The 17442-nt window shown below is 40.5% G+C and carries 30 protein-coding genes; all 30 read left to right on the top strand.

Annotated features, from left to right (window positions below; all coding sequences use genetic code 11):
• Positions 1-10: 10 nt before the first annotated feature.
• The 30 genes from KGF70_RS02760 (at position 11) to KGF70_RS02615 (ending at position 17405) form a co-directional block, all read left to right on the top strand.
• Positions 11-181 (top strand): hypothetical protein, encoded by a 171-nt coding sequence (locus KGF70_RS02760; RefSeq protein ID WP_175365126.1) that lies wholly within the window; start codon positions 11-13, stop codon positions 179-181.
• Positions 181-1041 carry a DUF1351 domain-containing protein gene (locus KGF70_RS02755; RefSeq protein ID WP_216786409.1) on the top strand — a complete coding sequence of 287 codons (861 nt, stop codon included), beginning with the start codon at positions 181-183 and terminating at the stop codon, positions 1039-1041. The genes KGF70_RS02760 and KGF70_RS02755 overlap by 1 nt, the downstream gene beginning before the upstream one ends.
• Positions 1041-1667, top strand: coding sequence for an ERF family protein (locus tag KGF70_RS02750; protein WP_216768193.1), 627 nt, complete (start codon positions 1041-1043; stop codon positions 1665-1667). The genes KGF70_RS02755 and KGF70_RS02750 overlap by 1 nt, the downstream gene beginning before the upstream one ends.
• Positions 1664-2125: a single-stranded DNA-binding protein gene (gene ssb / locus KGF70_RS02745; RefSeq protein ID WP_216768192.1), complete on the top strand. Its 462-nt coding sequence runs from the start codon at positions 1664-1666 to the stop codon at positions 2123-2125. Before KGF70_RS02750 ends, ssb begins: the two co-directional genes overlap by 4 nt.
• Before the next feature lie 14 nt (positions 2126-2139).
• Entirely contained in the window at positions 2140-2832 is a 693-nt protein-coding gene (locus tag KGF70_RS02740) for a putative HNHc nuclease (protein WP_050339251.1), read from the top strand.
• A gap of 41 nt (positions 2833-2873) precedes the next feature.
• A complete protein-coding gene (locus KGF70_RS02735) occupies positions 2874-3710 on the top strand; it encodes a helix-turn-helix domain-containing protein (RefSeq protein ID WP_216768191.1) in 837 nt (278 codons plus the stop codon).
• Positions 3711-3779: 69 nt separating this feature from the next.
• A complete protein-coding gene (locus tag KGF70_RS02730) occupies positions 3780-4022 on the top strand; it encodes a hypothetical protein (protein WP_253954771.1) in 243 nt (80 codons plus the stop codon).
• On the top strand, positions 4015-4173 hold the full coding sequence (locus KGF70_RS02725; protein WP_216768210.1) for a hypothetical protein: 159 nt from the start codon (positions 4015-4017) through the stop codon (positions 4171-4173). The genes KGF70_RS02730 and KGF70_RS02725 overlap by 8 nt, the downstream gene beginning before the upstream one ends.
• Before the next feature lie 2 nt (positions 4174-4175).
• Entirely contained in the window at positions 4176-4631 is a 456-nt protein-coding gene (locus KGF70_RS02720) for a phage N-6-adenine-methyltransferase (RefSeq protein WP_216786408.1), read from the top strand.
• Positions 4615-5055: a YopX family protein gene (locus KGF70_RS02715; RefSeq protein WP_216768188.1), complete on the top strand. Its 441-nt coding sequence runs from the start codon at positions 4615-4617 to the stop codon at positions 5053-5055. Before KGF70_RS02720 ends, KGF70_RS02715 begins: the two co-directional genes overlap by 17 nt.
• A gap of 71 nt (positions 5056-5126) precedes the next feature.
• The gene (locus KGF70_RS02710; protein ID WP_216768187.1) at positions 5127-5327 is read left to right on the top strand and encodes a hypothetical protein; all 201 of its coding nucleotides are present in this window, start codon (positions 5127-5129) and stop codon (positions 5325-5327) included.
• Positions 5320-5751: a YopX family protein gene (locus KGF70_RS02705; protein WP_216768186.1), complete on the top strand. Its 432-nt coding sequence runs from the start codon at positions 5320-5322 to the stop codon at positions 5749-5751. Before KGF70_RS02710 ends, KGF70_RS02705 begins: the two co-directional genes overlap by 8 nt.
• On the top strand, positions 5748-6191 hold the full coding sequence (locus KGF70_RS02700) for a DUF1642 domain-containing protein (RefSeq protein ID WP_216768185.1): 444 nt from the start codon (positions 5748-5750) through the stop codon (positions 6189-6191). Before KGF70_RS02705 ends, KGF70_RS02700 begins: the two co-directional genes overlap by 4 nt.
• Positions 6188-6628, top strand: a complete 441-nt coding sequence (locus tag KGF70_RS02695) for a hypothetical protein (RefSeq protein ID WP_216768184.1) — start codon at positions 6188-6190, stop codon at positions 6626-6628. The genes KGF70_RS02700 and KGF70_RS02695 overlap by 4 nt, the downstream gene beginning before the upstream one ends.
• Before the next feature lie 143 nt (positions 6629-6771).
• Positions 6772-7203, top strand: coding sequence for a transcriptional regulator (locus tag KGF70_RS02690; protein WP_216786407.1), 432 nt, complete (start codon positions 6772-6774; stop codon positions 7201-7203).
• Between the two features lie 720 nt (positions 7204-7923).
• Complete coding sequence (locus KGF70_RS02685) at positions 7924-8094, top strand: hypothetical protein (RefSeq protein WP_216780916.1); 171 nt, start codon at positions 7924-7926, stop codon at positions 8092-8094.
• Positions 8063-8575 carry an HNH endonuclease gene (locus tag KGF70_RS02680; protein ID WP_216780915.1) on the top strand — a complete coding sequence of 171 codons (513 nt, stop codon included), beginning with the start codon at positions 8063-8065 and terminating at the stop codon, positions 8573-8575. The genes KGF70_RS02685 and KGF70_RS02680 overlap by 32 nt, the downstream gene beginning before the upstream one ends.
• A gap of 5 nt (positions 8576-8580) precedes the next feature.
• The gene (locus KGF70_RS02675) at positions 8581-8817 is read left to right on the top strand and encodes a hypothetical protein (protein ID WP_216768179.1); all 237 of its coding nucleotides are present in this window, start codon (positions 8581-8583) and stop codon (positions 8815-8817) included.
• A gap of 224 nt (positions 8818-9041) precedes the next feature.
• Positions 9042-9497: a phage terminase small subunit P27 family gene (locus tag KGF70_RS02670; RefSeq protein ID WP_216768178.1), complete on the top strand. Its 456-nt coding sequence runs from the start codon at positions 9042-9044 to the stop codon at positions 9495-9497.
• A gap of 9 nt (positions 9498-9506) precedes the next feature.
• Positions 9507-11405, top strand: coding sequence for a terminase large subunit (locus KGF70_RS02665; protein WP_216768177.1), 1899 nt, complete (start codon positions 9507-9509; stop codon positions 11403-11405).
• The gene (locus KGF70_RS02660) at positions 11395-11589 is read left to right on the top strand and encodes a DUF1056 family protein (RefSeq protein WP_003644528.1); all 195 of its coding nucleotides are present in this window, start codon (positions 11395-11397) and stop codon (positions 11587-11589) included. The genes KGF70_RS02665 and KGF70_RS02660 overlap by 11 nt, the downstream gene beginning before the upstream one ends.
• 2 nt (positions 11590-11591) lie before the next feature.
• Positions 11592-12785, top strand: a complete 1194-nt coding sequence (locus KGF70_RS02655) for a phage portal protein (RefSeq protein WP_122211406.1) — start codon at positions 11592-11594, stop codon at positions 12783-12785.
• A complete protein-coding gene (locus KGF70_RS02650) occupies positions 12763-13515 on the top strand; it encodes a head maturation protease, ClpP-related (protein ID WP_216786412.1) in 753 nt (250 codons plus the stop codon). Before KGF70_RS02655 ends, KGF70_RS02650 begins: the two co-directional genes overlap by 23 nt.
• Entirely contained in the window at positions 13515-14753 is a 1239-nt protein-coding gene (locus KGF70_RS02645) for a phage major capsid protein (RefSeq protein WP_216786406.1), read from the top strand. The genes KGF70_RS02650 and KGF70_RS02645 overlap by 1 nt, the downstream gene beginning before the upstream one ends.
• Before the next feature lie 72 nt (positions 14754-14825).
• Positions 14826-15161: a head-tail connector protein gene (locus KGF70_RS02640; RefSeq protein WP_216768174.1), complete on the top strand. Its 336-nt coding sequence runs from the start codon at positions 14826-14828 to the stop codon at positions 15159-15161.
• Positions 15148-15495, top strand: a complete 348-nt coding sequence (locus tag KGF70_RS02635; protein ID WP_216768173.1) for a phage head closure protein — start codon at positions 15148-15150, stop codon at positions 15493-15495. The genes KGF70_RS02640 and KGF70_RS02635 overlap by 14 nt, the downstream gene beginning before the upstream one ends.
• A gap of 2 nt (positions 15496-15497) precedes the next feature.
• Positions 15498-15905 carry an HK97-gp10 family putative phage morphogenesis protein gene (locus KGF70_RS02630; protein ID WP_216768172.1) on the top strand — a complete coding sequence of 136 codons (408 nt, stop codon included), beginning with the start codon at positions 15498-15500 and terminating at the stop codon, positions 15903-15905.
• Positions 15905-16285, top strand: a complete 381-nt coding sequence (locus tag KGF70_RS02625) for a DUF806 family protein (RefSeq protein WP_216768171.1) — start codon at positions 15905-15907, stop codon at positions 16283-16285. The genes KGF70_RS02630 and KGF70_RS02625 overlap by 1 nt, the downstream gene beginning before the upstream one ends.
• Before the next feature lie 15 nt (positions 16286-16300).
• A complete protein-coding gene (locus KGF70_RS02620) occupies positions 16301-16954 on the top strand; it encodes a phage tail protein (RefSeq protein WP_216768170.1) in 654 nt (217 codons plus the stop codon).
• A gap of 76 nt (positions 16955-17030) precedes the next feature.
• Entirely contained in the window at positions 17031-17405 is a 375-nt protein-coding gene (locus tag KGF70_RS02615) for a phage tail assembly chaperone (protein WP_216768169.1), read from the top strand.
• The last annotated feature ends 37 nt before the right edge of the window (positions 17406-17442 follow it).

Raw genomic sequence — 17442 nt, 5'->3', positions numbered from 1 at the left:
GACAGTAATTATGGAAAAACCATTACCTTATTTAGAACAACAGCATTGCATTTTCCATGGTGTTGCACTGATTGCATCGATTGATCCACACGCATTAACGCCAGAATTACGTCAGATGCGAGACAACATGATTAAAGCAATGGACTTAAACACACTTATGATCGATAGGGGGCTTAAATAATGGCGAATGAAGTAATTAATCTGCCAGACTATACGGTGGACTATCAACCGGTACCAATCAAAATTAACAACTTGGAAGGATTGCAGGCGTCCATTGCGCAATATGTATCGCGTTACTCGAATTTAGTAATCACCGAAGATAACGTAACTGACAGCAAGCAAGTGCGAGCCAAATTGAACAAGCTCAAAAAGGCGCTTGATAATCGGCGCAAAGAAATCAAACGAAATTATAATCAACCATTACGTGAGTTTGAAACCGAGGTAAAAAAGCTTGAAGCCAGCATCGACATGATCATTGATCCGATTGATGAAGGGCTTGGTGAGCTGGAGGTTCAACGCCGTGAACAACGCAAAGCTGACGTGATGGACTTGATTGCTGAAATGGCACCCAATTACGACGTTGGGGTGGATGAAATTGAATTCGATCCTCGTTGGCTGAATAAGAGCATCAGCAACAAACAAATCACTCAAGAAGTTGCATCGTCGATGACGGTGGTAAAGCAAGCCAAGGATAAGTTGGCTACTGCCACAACGATGATTACCAAGTATGCTCAAGCAGTCGACGTTGATCCCATCCCATGGATTGACCAGTTGAAGCAAGGACAGGACGTCCAGTACTTGTTGCAGGCAATTGACCGACAAGTTGAATCAGCCAAAGAACGTGAACGTCAGCGAGAGCTTAAACAACAAGTGGCTGCGGAGCATCAGCAAGAAACGAGTACCGGCAAAATTGTCGATACAGACACTGGCGAAGTAGTGTCCCTTACTCGAACTTTGAAAATTACAGCCACTAAAGACCAGATGTGGGGGCTATCTTCATATATGAAAAAGAATGGTATTAAATTTGAGGCGGTGAACTAATGAGTCTTGAAGAAGCTAAGGCTATGGGAGCATTTGCTAGTGCATTGGCATTATTCCAACAGCAAGTTGTTGCACCAAAAGAAAACGGACATGTTAGTTATAAAAGCACAAAATATGATTATGTTATGTTAAAAGATTTGATTAAAGCTATCAACCAAGGAATCAAAGGAACAGGACTGGCTTGGCTTCAAGATACTAAGACAAATGCTGGTATTGTATCGGTTAGAACAATTGTCTTTCACAAAGACGGTTATCAATTTGAATCATCATGGACTGAAATCAAAACAAGTGGCAAAGCGCAAGATGTCGGTAGCGCCATGACCTATGCACGGCGATATTCATTGAGTACAACGTTTGGCGTTAATTCTGAAACCGATGATGATGGTCAGTCAGCAAATGATGGTGCACCGCAGTTCGAACAGGCCAATCATAATCAACAAAAATTGTTAACTAATCTGTTTAACGAAATGGCTAAAACTACTGGTAAACCAGCAAAGGATGTTCAGAAGGGGTATCTGGGGTTAACAACAATTGGTGCATTGCGTCATGACATGGCAAATTCATTGATTAAGCTAATCACAGAACAACTTGAAAAATTAACAGTCAAGGCGGGTGACAAGGCATGATTAACCGAAGCGTTTTAGTTGGTAGGCTTACAAGAGACCCAGAATTACGTTATACGAATGGCGGTGCTGCGGTTGCAACGTTCACGATTGCTGTAAATCGTCAATTTACAAATCAAAATGGAGAACGTGAAGCTGATTTTATTAGCTGTGTCATCTGGCGGAAGGCTGCTGAAAATTTCACTAATTTCACACATAAAGGATCACTTATTGGAATTGATGGTCACATTCAAACGAGAAACTATGAAAATCAGCAGGGAACTCGTATTTACGTTACTGAAGTAGTCGTTGATAACTTCTCATTGCTTGAATCACGTGCTGAATCTGAACATCATCAAAGTGCTAATAGTAATGACCACAGCTCAAACAATAGCAACAATAGAAAATATGATAACAATCAAAACCAGTATGGAAATAATGGCGGCCAGATTGATATTACGGACAATGACTTGCCATTTTAAGTTGAGGTGCTCGCGTGGAACTGCTACCGACTAAGTTAATTGAAAAAGATGGCGAGTGGTATCAGGTTCAGAAGCTCACCCATAAGCCTAACCTTGACCATGTTGAGACGGTAAGTGGTTCTGATGACGAATACTACACGTACTCTGAATTAGCTGACACACGTAAAGCTAGTCCACAACAACGACGCTTGTTCTTCGCGTTGCTTAGTGACATCTATACGTGGTCAGGTATGCCGACAGACTTCTTGAAAAACTTGTTTTATTTGCAGTATGAGTCATACACGTTTGGCAAGCAGATTAGCCTGTCAGACACCACAGAATCGTCTGTGAGCGATGCTAACCAGTTACTCGACCTAGTCATCGACTTCATGTTTGAGTGGCACGTGCCGTTCAAGGAAGGCTATAAGCTATTGCCACGTGAGCAAGAGTATTACCTGTTCCAGTGTTGCCGCCATCGAGTTTGCATGATCTGCGGTAATCGTGCTGATATCCATCATGTAGACGTTATTGGAGCCGGCTTGAACAGAACACACGTTGACCATACCAAACGGCACGTTATGGCATTGTGTCGAGTCCATCACAGCGAGATTGAGCAAATTGGCTCCGTGGCATTTAGTGCAAAATACCACGTCCCGGTAGATGGTATAAAACTAGATAAAGAAACATTAAAACGAATTGGCTTGAAAGGTAAATATAGCAGTGACTAATACACCGGGTGGGTGGAATGCCCATGATTGGAGGAACTGATATGACGGAAAAAGTTGAAAGACCAAACTATTACGCCATTATTCCCGCAAGCGTTAGGTACGACAACAACCTTCCGGGAAAAGCGTCATTATTGTATGGTGAAATAACAGCCTTATGTAATCAAAAAGGGTATTGCTGGGCAAGCGATAGCTACTTTGCAGATTTGTATGGGGTGGCTAAGTCAACAATTCAAACGTGGTTAAAGGCGCTAGAAATCAATGGTCATATTTCACGTGATGTAATTTATAAAGAGGGTACACGTGAAATCGAGCATAGGTATATCAGAATTTCGGTGGGGGGTATACCGAAAAACCAGAGTACCCCTACACCGAAAAACCAGAGAGATAATAATACAAGTATTAATACTACAGTTAATAATACAAGTAATAAAAAACATAGTGCGGCTAACGCCACACCACTTGTGCAACTTGAAAAAGATTTTGAAGAAATTTGGCAAGCCTACCCAAATAAAAAAGGCAAGGGACAAGCTTTCAATCATTACAAGGCTTGGCGGAAAAAATCAGTTGATCACACGAATGAATATTTGTTTAACAAGTTAGACCGCTATAAGCAGTATATCAAGCTTAACTCTGACTGGTATCACCCATTAAATGGCGCAACTTGGTTTAACGGACGCTTTGATGATGAATTAGATTTGACACCTCAGCCACAAAACAGGGGTTATCAAAAGAACACTCGTAAAGAAATCATTCCTCAATGGGTTAAAGACCAAAAGTCACAACATAATGCTAATCATGGAACAAGTAATCACATTAGTGACGATGATCGCAAACGTTTAGCCGATCGTTTGGCTAAATTAGAATCAAAAGGAAGTTAGTCTATGGCAAGCAAAAATTGGCTTAAAGAGCTGGAAGCCATTCATAAGCTAGAGGCGAGGTATGGTAGCATGGATAACGTGCCACCAAGCAAACTAGCTAACCTGCATAAGATGCCCGGAATTAAGGCCGTATCAGGCGATTACACGGAGATTACGCGTACCCAGTATAATGCCATTAAATTAGTCATGAAAGGCAAGCAAGGGAAAACTAGGACGTCTCGTGAGCTAAAACGGAGTAACAGTTGGATTGATAGACGTATTCGTGCGATTGACGAAAACAAATACTACATTACGGAGGACGAGAATGCCTAAACACACTAAGAAGCGTTCAACTATTAAACGGAAGCACCGGCGCATGAAGCAACATGCCGAAGCAAATAAAGCTAAAGCTTTAGATGGCAAGCAATTATCCAAGGAATATGAGCCGTACAACATTAATAAGTGGGCGTTCAGGGAGGATTGAAAATGATCAACAAGGCACTATTTACATCAAACAAAGAAGACTGGGAAACGCCCCAGGATTTCTATGATCGATTAAATGCTAAATATCACTTTGAATGGGATTTGGCTGCGAGCGATGGCAACGCTAAATGTGGCCATTATTTCACTAGTGATGATAATTCGTTAGAGCAAGATTGGGAAAGATTATCAGGAAATCTGTTTTTGAATCCACCATATGGCCGAGAACTAAAGCTGTGGGTTAAAAAGGCATCTGAAACACAATTAAAACACGATCAGTTTTTAGTGATGTTGATTCCGTCAAGAACTGATACTAGCTACTGGCATGACTATATTTTCAATCATGCTGAAATTAAGCTTTTACGAGGTAGATTGAAATTTGAAGTAGACGGAGTTAGTGGTGACTCAGCACCATTCCCGTCGGCCTTGGTTATTTATAATGGAGATGGCGACGACGATTAAGTTTAGAGGGATTCCATTAGAAGATGTTAGCTCAATTGATGGTGTAAATTTTGATGGGAAATTTGTTTATGGAGACTATGCAAAAAATGGTGATGGGGCTTTAATTATTGGTGATGTACTTGAAGCTGAAGAAGATGCGTTTTGGCCGTCTTGGTGGGTTCCGGTAGACCCTAAGACAGTAGAACAGTTTACCGGCCTGACAGACGTGAACGGCAAGGATATCTATGAAGGGGATGTTGTTCGTATATTAAGTATCAATGTGATAAGCGATATTAAGTATATGAGAGATGGTTTTACCCCAGAATTTGAAATAGACAGGCAGAAAGTGTTTGATGATGACAATGTTTTAGGCACGGCAGCTTTTGAAAGTGATATCGAAGTTATTGGCAACGTGCACGAAAATCCGGAGTTGCTTAAAGGCTGATTTTAAAGTGTTTCTAGGAAGAGTATTCAGTAATACACCTTTTATCGAAAAACGTAAACAGGAGGTCACAAATGAATTATAGGAATGGTAGAAAAATTAATGTTGGCGACATCTTATGGGCGAAGAATGCTAGATGGATCGTGACTGACGATTACCAGATGAAGCTCATTGGCAAAGAAATGGAGCTGACCCAAATGATCTTGCCAGTCTTTGTCGAATATGTTGACAACGTGCATACTAACCCAGAACTATTGGAGAATAAAAATGATTAAGTTTAGAGCGTGGGACAAGGAAAACGAAATCTATCTTTACAATGTGCAAGACGCTTATGACACGTTGAGCGGGTTCGTAAAATATGATGATGGCGATAATGCTAGCTATGACGAGTGTTGCTTTGGAGCCTTCTTAAATAATAAACGGTATGATGTTGAACAGTTTACCGGCCTGACAGACGTGAACGGCAAGGAAATCTACGTTGGTGATATTGTAAAAGTGTGGTCAGATGTGAGTGAATTAACAATGGAATCAACTGTCAATGAAATCGTTTCAGAAGATTATTTCGGGAGAGCAGGCATGTTTTTAAAACCATTAAGGCTACATGTTATTGAACCGTGCTTACATGATTCTTGGAATAATAAATTTGAAGTTATCGGCAATGTGCACAATAACCCAGAGCTATTGGAGGAACACAGATGATTAAAATTTATCGAAAAACGGCCACTATTAAGGCTGAACAGTTTGATGGTAGCTATGAGATGGTTGATAAGTATGAGCTTGATAAACCAATTTATTTAGCAGATGGTGGCACATTTGGAATCGAAACATTAGAAGGATATTTTGACATAGAAGTCGGCGATTGGATTGCAACTGGTATTAATGGAGAAACTTGGGCGATTAAAGATGATGTATTCAAGAAGACGTATACCGAACTGCCAGTAATTCCAGAGGAAGTTAGCCTATCAATTGAGGACTGGAAAAAGCACCACCGCGGACTTGACCAAATTTTCGGAATAGTTTATCAGCATGAAATAACTAGAACACAAGGAAGCACGACTATCAACTGGATTATGTGTGGTAACCAAGATACTTTTGCCCGTGCATGGATAGACGGATACACAGTGGAGGAAGAAAAATGAAATATAGTGAAGCAGAGAAACAGATCAAGGCGTTGTCAAGTAAGTATGATATTGACATGCGTGGTGGAGATTTTGATGTTGCGTATAACGGAAGGACACACGTTATTTATGTTAGTGGTGATTACGAATATGGTATATATGTTGGTTATCCTGAGATGTTTTCGGTTATACCATCTAGCAACAAGCTTTATATGATTCTGTCAGAACTAGCAATGACGCCGCTAGACGAACGGATTGGCGAGAAAAAGTATCGTGTAAAAGCGTTTGAAGATTATCTTAATTTAAATGTAGATACCCTACGTGCTTTTCTGTTTGGTAAAAGTGAAACAGAGTTTTGTCAAACATGTTTTACCCTAAAAGAAATTGAACAGCTAAAGCAACGTGAAGATATTCCATTAGACTGGGATAAGGTGGAATTGGAGGAAGAACATGACTGACACCGAATACGCCAAAGCAATCCAAACGAAAGCCACAGTTGCCAACCTGGAAATTAACGTGGCACTGACAACTGAGCAACAGGCACAAATTGGCTAGGACTTCATTGCTGACATTATGGAGTTGAGTGAAAGGGGAATTGGTAGTGAAACGAACGACGATTAGAAAAGTTGAAGATATTCTACGTGACTATCCCAAGATTGACAAGTATATCGAGAAACGTGAACAGGAATTACGTTATCCAACTGTACCACGTGATGATAATGTTGGAGGTGGCAAGGCACAATACAAGTATCCAGATACGGCGTTAAATACGCTCATTACAATTGACGATGATCGGCGCATTAATGCTTTGAAACATCAGCGGGAAGTGATTGACGATTGCTTAGATAGTGTCGGCCCTGACACTGAAGTAATCGTAAATGAACTATATTTTAAGAAACATCAGCAATACACGATTGATGGACTAATTACAAACCACTTAATCAACGTTAGTCATACTAAGGCATTTAAATTAAGAAATGAGTTTATTATGGAATGTGCTAAGGGATTGGGATTATATGAAATCGCGTATTAATTGCGTATTTTCGACCCCTATAATCGTGCTAAATTGGTAGTATGCCAAATGTGATTGACGTGCATGAAGTAATCCTCCAAATTACAGACTGGTATTCGCTGTGGGCTAATTGGTAAGCCACAATGGAATGTAGGTTCGAGTCCTACCAGCGATATAGTTACCGTTAAGCTTAAAGCGGAGTGTGTTTGTGGCGGAATAGGTAGACGCGCACAATTCATCCATGTGAGAGAGTATATGTATGTGGAATGCTTAAGACCATTGGCAGCGTATATTGGGTGGCTCCATGTAGGGTGCAAATCCCTACCAAGCACATAATTGGCGCAATTAATCTGGCCACCAAATTACATGCGGAAACATGTGCGCTGTGGTAACATAATCAAACATGGTTGCAAAAACTATAATCGTTTTTCTGATAACAACTGTGTTTAGGAGCCTGACATTTAGTTGGGCTCTTTTTAGTAAAGTAAATAGTGTGTATTGCAACTCAAATAATACTAAATATAGTATGATATTAAATTGTATTGTTGAATAACAGGATCGCCATCTTATGAGGCAACAATACATAGGCCTGGCTGACGTCAGGCTTTTTTAAGTACATACGATTAGGAGGAACTACAATGAATATAGAAGACAACGAGGCTATTGAGAATGATTGGAAAAAAGTTAATCTAGAGCTATTCGGGGTACAATATCCATTCTGTTCAAGCAACGAGGCAACTCATGCCAAAGCTGATTAACACAAAATACGGCTACGTCACGCCACAAGAAGCGGAGATGGATGCCCACTTAGATAAATGGATGAAGCGTCGTGCTAAACAGCATGGCGCTTTTAGTTTGGATAGGAAACGGAGGAAACAACATGCCAAGAACAAGAAGATGCCGCTATCCTAACTGCCATGCAATGGTTGCATTCCCTGACCACTATTGTCAGCAACACTATGAGCACGAAGCTGAGTACTTGGCTAGTCGGCAGCGTTGGGCACGTAGCAATGACAAACAATACACACACAAGTACAACACGGTCACGCGTTATCGCAATGAAGACAAGCGTCAGCAATACAGCTTCTATCGTACAAGGCAATGGTCACATCTAAGGCAACAAGTCTTAGAGCGTGACCATTACTTGTGTGCTTACTGCAAAGTGCAAGGCGTCATCACGCCTGCTAAGACTGTGGATCATATTGTACCGATTGAGTTTGACGAAACATTGAAAGCTAACATTGCTAACTTAGCTGTAATTTGTGGGAGTTGTCATCGTGCTAAGACGGACTGGGAGCAATCATACTATGGCACTGGTCAAGGCAACGAGTTGCAAAGCGTAACGCCGATCAATGATGTATCAGCAATCGTTGTGTTGATGAATAAGGAGTGAAGGTATTGAAATCATATTATATTGAATCAATCAATCTGTGGATTATTCACTTCAATGGTATCCTAGACCAACAGCAAAAGGATGCGATTATAAACATGTGGCATAAGCAAATAGGTGCCACTGATAAAGTTGTGGTATTAGATAAGACTATTGCACCTTTAGAAGTGATTAGTGGCAAGCTTACTTGGATGCAGAGACGATTACTAAAAAGGTTAATCCGGCGTCATGGATTAAATAAATGAGAAATAAAGTTTGGAATAAGTTAAATCAATTTATTGGCACTTGTCGTTCGATTTGAGCGGCTTTAATTTTATGAATGTAGTTAGTCACGATGAGAATTAAAACAACCCCCGCCCCCTAACACGTCCCGAGAAGAGCACACACATTGCCGTCATCTTGTGATAGAAACAATTTTTGAAAATTTTTAGGTAGGGGGGGCAACCAATAATAAAAGGAGGCAGATAAAATGAAAAAAGCGGATAAAGACGTCAACGACGGTCAATTAACGCGCACACCGCCAGCATACTTAGGCCGGCAAGCTAAGGTCGTTTGGCGTCGATTAGTGCCTTTTTTAGAAGATAATACCCCGGTTAAGCGCATTGATAGCGGGCTTGTAGAGCAATATGCTTCCCAATATGAGATTTATCGCAATGCGTATAAACATATCCAGGAAAACGGTGAAGTCCAAGCAATCTATAAAACGTTACAAGATCAGACCGGTAAAAAAATTGGTCGAGACTTCGTGGGTTACAAGCGTAATCCCATGACTCAAATCTATGATTCAGCCGTTAAAAATCTAACAAAGTTAGGCGCTGAATTGGGACTATCTCCTAAGTCACGTAGTGATTTGCTAAAATTAAACTTAGATGACCACAAAGACGAGCGAAGTATTAGTGATCGTATGAAAGAATTTCTAGGATAGGCGGTAATTATGAAAGTTGATTTAACACAGACACACGATGTCTTGGGTGTTTACCAATCAATTGATTGGCAATCCATTAAAGCACGTTATAACGATGCTGGTACCAAATATGCTTTCTCAGTTTTAGATGGTGACATTGTTACCGGTTATTTGATTAAGCTAGCTGCACTACGGCATTTGCGTGATTTACAGCGCCAGGGAAGTGTTGACTTTTCCTTTCATTATTCAACTAAGAAAGTTTCACAGGTTTTGAAGTTTGCGGCAATTTGCCCGAATGTTGATACTGGCGAACCCACAAAACTAATGCCATGGCAAGAGTTTATTATGGCAATGCTGATTGGTTGGCGCAATGATGACGGTGGCAAGCGTTTTTCACGAGCCATTGTTTCGGTTGCACGTGGCCAAGGCAAAACTTACCTTATGGCGATTATCACTGCTTATAGCTATTTAATTGAATCGTTGGGACTGTCTAACCAAGATTACTTAGTATCTTCTATTAATTATAAACAAACAAGTAAGATTCTGGGCTACATTAAGTCAATGCTGGCAAAGATTGCAACGATTGAACCATTTAAAACACTAATTAAAGATAGTGGGTTAGATACACGGACGTTATCATCACAGGCCGATCAAGTAACAATGAGCAAGACTAATAACAAGCTACGGGCGATTAGCCATGAGGCTGGTCAGTATGATAGCTTTCATTTCACAACAGCTATATTTGATGAGATTGGTGAAATTAAGACACGGCAAAAAATTTCTAAGATTGTTTCAGGGCAAGTTAAGGTGCGTAATAAGCAATTTATTCAAATTTCAACGGCATATCCTGATCCCACTGTTCCGTTTCACGATGATGAGCGTATGATTCAGCAAGCCATGGAACAAGATTATTTACGCGATGCTGATACATATTTGGGTCTTATTTGGTCGCAGGACAATCTTGATGAAACTTATAAGCCTGATATGTGGGTTAAAAGTAATCCCTTACTAGATTTACCGAGCCAACGAGAAGTGTTGCTGAACGGCTTGACAGATAAGCGCGATTCTGACGCTTTGTCGGGCACACTCAACGATTTCCAAAATAAAAACCTTAACTTGTGGCTAGAACAATCGGCCGACAGCTTCTTGAAACTGCCTGACGTTGAGCGAGCTATTATATCATCATTTATTTTTGATGATCGGCAAGTTTATATTGGTTTTGACTACTCGATGTTTAGTGATAACACGGCGCTAGCGTTTGTATTTCCTTATCTTGATAATAATGACAAACCACGATGGTTTATTTATCAGCATAGCTTTATTCCTTGGCAGAAAGCCGGTTCGATTGAAGCTAAAGAAAAGCAAGACGGTATTAATTATCGGGACTTAGCTCAAAAGGGATTTTGTACAATTAGTAGCCACCCACAAGGGCTGATTAATGATGAGCAAGTTTATCAGTGGTTACTCAACTTTGTTGAGCGGCACCGGCTGGAAGTTGTTTTCTTTGGTTACGACGCGTGGGGGCTAACGCCTACAATCAAGCAGCTAGATTTGAACTCGGGGTGGCCATTGCAAGCCATTCGGCAGCGAACTAGTGAATTGAAAGATCCAACTAAGTTTTTGCAGACTATGTTTGTTGAAGGCTCGGTAGACCATTTGGATGATCGAATTATGGAAAAGGCATTACTAAATGCTGAAATTTATGAAGACAAAATTGGTATTCAAGTCGATAAAGCTAAGGCCACATTGAAGATTGATGTGGTAGATGCGTTAATTGATGCCTTATTCCAAGCCATGTATCACTTTAAAGACTTTTCAGACGTAAACAATCCTGATAAACAGGTCGAACGTATGAACGAAAAACAAGTCCTTGAATGGTTTAATAACCCGGAGTCAGGATTGCTAGGAGATGATATTGATGATTTTTAAACAATTTTTTGCAACTATCTGGCATTATTTTGATGTACTATGTTTCATTCTGGGTATGATTGCTGGGGTATATGCAGCCTTTTTATTTGGGCAGGCACAGGGCGTTCTAGCGATTGCCGTAGCTTTATTTTTAGTAGGCTGGCTTTCAGAAGTCGTAACAGCTGGCCAAAAAGGGGGTGATTGATAATGCCCTTTTTTGAACCACCAACGGCAAAAAATAATTCAGTTAGTATTCAAAGCGTGCCAGTAGAAGACGATAATATTGTTAACTTTTTGTCGCCAACTGGTAGTAATGAGTATGTTAGCGCCAAGGATGCTTTGGAAAATTCAGATATTTATTCAGCGGTTAATCAAATATCTGGAGACTTAGCCACGGTACAATTAATGGCTAATATGCCACGAGCGCAGGGAATCCTAAACAACCCTAGTACGACAGCTAACGGTCACACGTTTTGGCAGTCTATGTATTCACAATTGTTATTGGGTGGTGAATGCTTTGCATATCGTTGGCGTAATCCTAATGGCTTAGATCTACGCTGGGAATATTTGCGACCGAGCCAAGTGCAAACCTACTTATTGGATGACGGTAGTGGCTTAACCTATACGGTTACTTTTGATGAGCCTAACTTGGGCGTTCTTCAATATGTACCACAGTCTGACATGATTCATATTCGCTGGGCTAGTACTGATGGCGGTATGACGGGTAACAGTCCATTAAAAGCATTATCGAATGAGTTACAAGTCAAGAGTTCATCTAACAGTTTAACGCTGGCTGCACTAGCACGTTCAATTAGCGCTCCTGGTGTCCTGTCTATTCAGCACGGTGGGCTGCTAAGTGAGAAGATGAAGGCCAGCCGTTCACGTAACTTCATGAAACAGGTGAACAAGTCAAACGGTGGCCCGGTAGTTATTGATCAACTTGAAGATTACAAGCCGCTAGAAATGAAAGCCGATGTTACTAAGCTGTTAAGCCAAACGGATTGGACGAGTAAGCAAATTGCTAAAGTTTTTGGCATTCCTGATAGCTATTTGAATGGCCAAGGTGACCAGCAAAGTAATATCGACCAAATTAAAGGCATGTACACAAATGCCCTTAATCGCTATTTACAGGCGATTTTAGCTGAGCTGGATAATAAGCTTAATGCTAAGATAACGGCCAATATACGGACTGCTGTAGACCCATTGGGAGACTCGTTTGCAGCTACCCTATCAGGGCTAGCTAAAGATGGCACGATTGCCAATAATCAAGCAACTTGGTTATTACAGCAGACTGGTTATTTTCCAGATGAAATGCCTGATGCTAAGAATCCAACGACACAACAAGTTGTGATTCAATCAGGAAAAGGAGGTGATAATGATGACAAAGAAAGTGATGATTAAAGGCGATATTGTTGATGATCAAACAGCCGGTTTCTATCAGTTCTTTGGAATGCCAGCAGTATCACCTTCGGGTGTTGCTGACATTTTAAATGATGACAGTGGTGATGATGATGACGATGGCGATGACGAAGCACTTGAAGTTGATATTGCTTCCAATGGTGGCGATGTTTTTGCAGCTAGTGAGATTTACACTATGCTAAAGAATTACGCTGGCAATGTAACAGTTAATATTCAAGGATTAGCAGCTAGTGCGGCAAGCGTGGTTGCTATGGCTGGCGATCATATCAATATTTCACCAACTGCTCAGATTATGATCCACAAGGCTTGGTCACAACCAGCTGGTAATGCTGACGATTTGGAGCATGAAGCCAGTATTTTAAATGGCATTGATCAATCAATTGCAAGTGCTTATGAAGCTAAAACTGGCATGGATCAAGCTGACTTGCTACAGTTAATGGCAAATGAAACATGGTTAACCGCTAGTGATGCCGTTGATAAAGGATTTGCTGACGAAATTATGTTTGCTAATGATCAACAATTGCAACCGGTTAACGCTATTTCGCACATTCCACCTAAATCTGCAGTTAATAAGCTGCTGAATCTAATTTACAAGGCGGATAAGGATAAAACTAAACCGTCTAAAGAAGAAAATACTACTAATAGTCAATCTGCTGAATTAAACAGCAAATTGGCTATTTTATTTGGAAAAAATCAAAAGGAGATCAACTAATGCAAAAAAATATTAACGATTTAAATACGGCTTGGATTGAGGCTGGTAGCAAAGTTACTGATATCCAAGACAAAAAACAGCAAATGGCAACTGAGCTTGTCGCAGATCCTAGCAAATATTCAGACGAAGAAATCAAAAAAGTTTCTGCCGATTTAAAGGCTGCTAAGACTGCCCGTGACTTTGCCAAGTCTGCCTTAGATGATGCTGAAGCAGAAAATAAAGTTGCCGGTAAAAGCGTAAATATTGTGAAAACGAAAGATGAAAAGCATAAATTTGTCGATACATTTAAAGATATGCTTCGCCATCCATCACAATATATGGATATGGTTACTTCTTCCGGTTCAGATGATTCAGCGGCCGGATTAACTATCCCGATTGACGCCCAAACCCGGATTAACGAATTAATGCGGCAATACGCTTCTTTACAGCCTTTGGTTAATGTTGAGTCTGTCGGAACATTAACTGGTACTCGCAATATTGAAAAGTTTGGATCAATCACGCCCGCTACTCTGATTACTGATCAAAATACAGATATTCCAGAAGGAGATTATCCAGCGTTAAAACAAGTCAACTATAAGATTGGTGATTATGCAGATTTGTTCTATGCGCCAAATTCGTTACTTGCAGATTCTGCTGAAAACGTGCTGAACTGGCTGCAAACACATATTGCACGCAAGAACGTTGTCACACGGAACGATGCTATCCTAGCGAAACTACCTAATACGCAGAAGAAAGCAACGATTACTAAATTTGATGATTTGTTTGATGCTATCTTCCAATTGGATGCGGCTTTAATGAGTTCTGCAACTATCCTGACTAACAAATCAGGCTTCTTAGCTTTACGCAAGGTAAAAAATGCTATGGGAGATTATCTGATTAAACCGGATGTAACACAAGATAGCGGAACATATCAACTTGATGGAAAGACCGTTGTATGGGTTGAAAATACGTGGTTGCCTGATAATTTAGATTCAAATGGTAAATACGTGAGCCATCCATTCTATATTGGTAATTTCAAAGAATTCATGACAATCTTTGATCGGCAACAATTAAATATCGCAACCTCAACACAAACTGAACGTGCGTTTAATCGTAACCAAACGGCTATTCGTTCGATTGATCGGTTCGACGCAGAATTAGTCGATGACGAAGCACTGGTTGCGGGATCATTTGACAAGATTGCTGATCAAACGGCCAACTTTGCGGCTAGTGCTGCTACAACGACTGACGGGAAGTAATTAGCCAACTATGTCGCCAATAAATACACAGTACAGTGACAACCTGGGCGGCTAAATAAGGATGTGATTTAAATGGCAGCCGATTTAAAAACATTGAAATCATCTTTGAGAATTGACGGAAATGATGACGACGAGCTACTAAAAGGCTATTTGTCTGCAGCTACTAGCTACATTAAGCAGTCCATCGGTGATGAAAATGGCGTTTCAGGGTTCTATGAGATGGATGGCGTGAGTGACTTGTTTGAAACGGCTGTTTACGCCTTGGCTGGTTCATACTGGTATTACCGGACATCAATAACTTCAAATACTGTTAATCCAGTAGATTTAGTTGTTGATTCAATTATCGGACAATTGCGTGGCCTGTATAACCAAAAACAGGACGAGGTGAGTGACAATGGCAATCAATAAGTTAACTCCAGTTGACTTTAACCAGCGTATACAGATTGGCACTGTTAGCACTGTTCAAAATCCTATTAATGGGACTAGCAAGCAGACATTTGTTAGCCAGTTTAGTTTGTACTGTGCACCCTATACACGATCAATTGCGTCTACGTATCAACTCACAGCCGAACAATTAGATCAAGTGGTTGTCATTATTAGGCATAATCCTAAAGTTTATGAAGGCGTTAAGTGCCAATATAAAGGTAAGCTTTACGATGTCATCAATGACAGCATAGATGATTCTAGTAATTATCTGTCTTGCGATTATTTGACACTCAAACAGGTTACTAAGGGGGCTTAGCTATGGCAAACGATGATATGGCCAGCCAACTAGAAAGCTGGCTTAAAGATGTCCACAAGCTAGTCCCTGATGAAACTGAACAGGAGCGGATAACTAAAGCTGGTGCTAAGAAGTTAGCTGATAACTTAACTGAAGTCACGAAAAAGAAACATTATTCAAGCCACAAAGATAAGAAGTACGGACATATGGCTGACAATATAAGTTATAACAGTAACGATATAGACGGTGAGCATGATGGAAGTTCGATTGTCGGATGGACTAATAAATTCCATGACATGAATGCCAGAAGACTAAACGATGGCACTAAACATATTAGAGCTGACTACTTTGTTGACCAGAACCTAGCCGATTCACAAGACGATGTCTTTAATGCCATGCTAGATGAATATAAGAAGGGGGACGATGACTAGTGTTATTACCAGTATCACAGGTAGCCAGCCTAGTTAACGCCCTCAATTTAACGTGGGTTGATAAAGTCTACCTTAATGAGATACCTAACGAAGATTTAGACAACACTACTAGTACAGTCATGCTACTGCAAGAGACCGATTCAAGCCCGGCCTACCTTGCAAACAGCACGTTTAAAGGCCTAGCAATGGGTGTTGAGATTCAAATCTTTTATAAGGTTGACCTAGCAGATGACTTTAACCCACTAGAAGCCGAAATAGCTTTGATGAAAAGCTTTAAACAGGCTGGCTGGTTAATTGTATCTAGTCAGCACCACACAACTGACCCAGATACCAACCAAGTAACTAAAACAATTTATGTAACTAAAAATGAAATGCTTTAAAGGAGAGATTTATAAATGTCAAAACACAACATTGTCAAAGCGACTTTTGCTTTGCTAGATGATAACGGCGACTTAATTAAAGATGCTACTAAAGGCCTATCTGCTGACGGGATTTATGTTGCTGATCACCAAGGCGAAGGTTTCAGCAAGATTGATGTGACTGCTATTGAAGCTGCCGGAACTCCCGGCTGGGGGAATGGACAAGTCAAGCGTACAGCCTATGGTAAGTCTATGCCTACCTTGGCTTTAACCGCTTTAGACTTAGACTTCAAGATTAACCAGATGCTAAAGGGGTTCACACAAAACGCCAATACAGGTGCCTGGGTACGCCAACTACCTAAGCCACACGTTGCGATGATTGCAGAATCACAATCATTAGATGGTGATATTTCAATCTATGAATGCTTTAACAATATCGAATTTGTCGAAGAAGCATCTAACAACAGCACCGATACCAACAATGAAGCTGCTTACTCAACAGTCCTAAATGGTACTGTCTTAACGCCGTTAAAGCCTAACATCTTCTTAGCAGCAAATGGTGTTCAACAACCATATATGATTGCCAAGTCTAATGATGACAAGTTTGATTTAGACAAGCTTTATGCCGAAGTATTTGGTGGCTACACCAGTTCAACGACTGGCACGACTGGCACTACGACTAATAGCTAGCAACAATTAAAAGACTTCCCTTAACTGGGTAGTCTTTTAATACATACAAATTTTAAATAAAGGGGTACAAATCACTATGAAAATTAATGCTAAAAACTATTTCAAAATCAACAAGACAGCCGATGTAACACCAACTAACAACATTATTAAACTGGCTACTAAGGTTCAAATTGGCATGTTGGAATCACAAGACACTGAAAAAGAAATTACTGAATTAGACGCAATGAAAAACGGCCTGGAATTGCAGGACGAAATGACCAGCTTTGTGCAACGGGTAATGGGTTATACCGATAAGCAGATGGAGACTATTAATGATACCGTCTCAATTGAACGGTTTGGTGAAGGTGTTGGTTACCTAATCATGCGGTTAAACGGTATCTCAGACGCTGACATCAAGCTATCTGAACAAAAGCAACGCAAGGCAATTGAAGATGCTAAGTCGTCAAAATAAGCCGGCACAAGCGCAACAGTGAGCTAAAAAAGGAAGT

Source organism: Lactiplantibacillus sp. 7.2.4 (assembly GCF_018991185.1).
GTDB lineage: Bacteria > Bacillota > Bacilli > Lactobacillales > Lactobacillaceae > Lactiplantibacillus > Lactiplantibacillus pentosus.
This window is presented reverse-complemented; position numbering and strand designations above follow the sequence as displayed.

Excerpts from the sequence above, each read along its gene's own strand:
- KGF70_RS02725 (WP_216768210.1), top strand. The coding sequence starts at position 4,015 with ATGCCTAAACACACTAAGAAGCGTTCAACTATTAAACGGAAGCACCGG.
- KGF70_RS02750 (WP_216768193.1), top strand. The coding sequence starts at position 1,041 with ATGAGTCTTGAAGAAGCTAAGGCTATGGGAGCATTTGCTAGTGCATTG.
- KGF70_RS02660 (WP_003644528.1), top strand. The coding sequence starts at position 11,395 with ATGATTTTTAAACAATTTTTTGCAACTATCTGGCATTATTTTGATGTA.
- KGF70_RS02720 (WP_216786408.1), top strand. The coding sequence starts at position 4,176 with ATGATCAACAAGGCACTATTTACATCAAACAAAGAAGACTGGGAAACG.
- KGF70_RS02760 (WP_175365126.1), top strand. The coding sequence starts at position 11 with ATGGAAAAACCATTACCTTATTTAGAACAACAGCATTGCATTTTCCAT.
- KGF70_RS02630 (WP_216768172.1), top strand. The coding sequence starts at position 15,498 with ATGGCAAACGATGATATGGCCAGCCAACTAGAAAGCTGGCTTAAAGAT.
- KGF70_RS02685 (WP_216780916.1), top strand. The coding sequence starts at position 7,924 with ATGCCAAAGCTGATTAACACAAAATACGGCTACGTCACGCCACAAGAA.
- KGF70_RS02705 (WP_216768186.1), top strand. The coding sequence starts at position 5,320 with ATGATTAAGTTTAGAGCGTGGGACAAGGAAAACGAAATCTATCTTTAC.
- KGF70_RS02735 (WP_216768191.1), top strand. The coding sequence starts at position 2,874 with ATGACGGAAAAAGTTGAAAGACCAAACTATTACGCCATTATTCCCGCA.
- ssb (WP_216768192.1), top strand. The coding sequence starts at position 1,664 with ATGATTAACCGAAGCGTTTTAGTTGGTAGGCTTACAAGAGACCCAGAA.
- KGF70_RS02645 (WP_216786406.1), top strand. The coding sequence starts at position 13,515 with ATGCAAAAAAATATTAACGATTTAAATACGGCTTGGATTGAGGCTGGT.
- KGF70_RS02755 (WP_216786409.1), top strand. The coding sequence starts at position 181 with ATGGCGAATGAAGTAATTAATCTGCCAGACTATACGGTGGACTATCAA.
- KGF70_RS02650 (WP_216786412.1), top strand. The coding sequence starts at position 12,763 with ATGACAAAGAAAGTGATGATTAAAGGCGATATTGTTGATGATCAAACA.
- KGF70_RS02635 (WP_216768173.1), top strand. The coding sequence starts at position 15,148 with ATGGCAATCAATAAGTTAACTCCAGTTGACTTTAACCAGCGTATACAG.
- KGF70_RS02670 (WP_216768178.1), top strand. The coding sequence starts at position 9,042 with ATGAAAAAAGCGGATAAAGACGTCAACGACGGTCAATTAACGCGCACA.
- KGF70_RS02730 (WP_253954771.1), top strand. The coding sequence starts at position 3,780 with ATGGATAACGTGCCACCAAGCAAACTAGCTAACCTGCATAAGATGCCC.
- KGF70_RS02615 (WP_216768169.1), top strand. The coding sequence starts at position 17,031 with ATGAAAATTAATGCTAAAAACTATTTCAAAATCAACAAGACAGCCGAT.
- KGF70_RS02655 (WP_122211406.1), top strand. The coding sequence starts at position 11,592 with ATGCCCTTTTTTGAACCACCAACGGCAAAAAATAATTCAGTTAGTATT.
- KGF70_RS02680 (WP_216780915.1), top strand. The coding sequence starts at position 8,063 with ATGCCAAGAACAAGAAGATGCCGCTATCCTAACTGCCATGCAATGGTT.
- KGF70_RS02695 (WP_216768184.1), top strand. The coding sequence starts at position 6,188 with ATGAAATATAGTGAAGCAGAGAAACAGATCAAGGCGTTGTCAAGTAAG.
- KGF70_RS02700 (WP_216768185.1), top strand. The coding sequence starts at position 5,748 with ATGATTAAAATTTATCGAAAAACGGCCACTATTAAGGCTGAACAGTTT.
- KGF70_RS02710 (WP_216768187.1), top strand. The coding sequence starts at position 5,127 with ATGAATTATAGGAATGGTAGAAAAATTAATGTTGGCGACATCTTATGG.
- KGF70_RS02640 (WP_216768174.1), top strand. The coding sequence starts at position 14,826 with ATGGCAGCCGATTTAAAAACATTGAAATCATCTTTGAGAATTGACGGA.
- KGF70_RS02620 (WP_216768170.1), top strand. The coding sequence starts at position 16,301 with ATGTCAAAACACAACATTGTCAAAGCGACTTTTGCTTTGCTAGATGAT.
- KGF70_RS02715 (WP_216768188.1), top strand. The coding sequence starts at position 4,615 with ATGGCGACGACGATTAAGTTTAGAGGGATTCCATTAGAAGATGTTAGC.
- KGF70_RS02665 (WP_216768177.1), top strand. The coding sequence starts at position 9,507 with ATGAAAGTTGATTTAACACAGACACACGATGTCTTGGGTGTTTACCAA.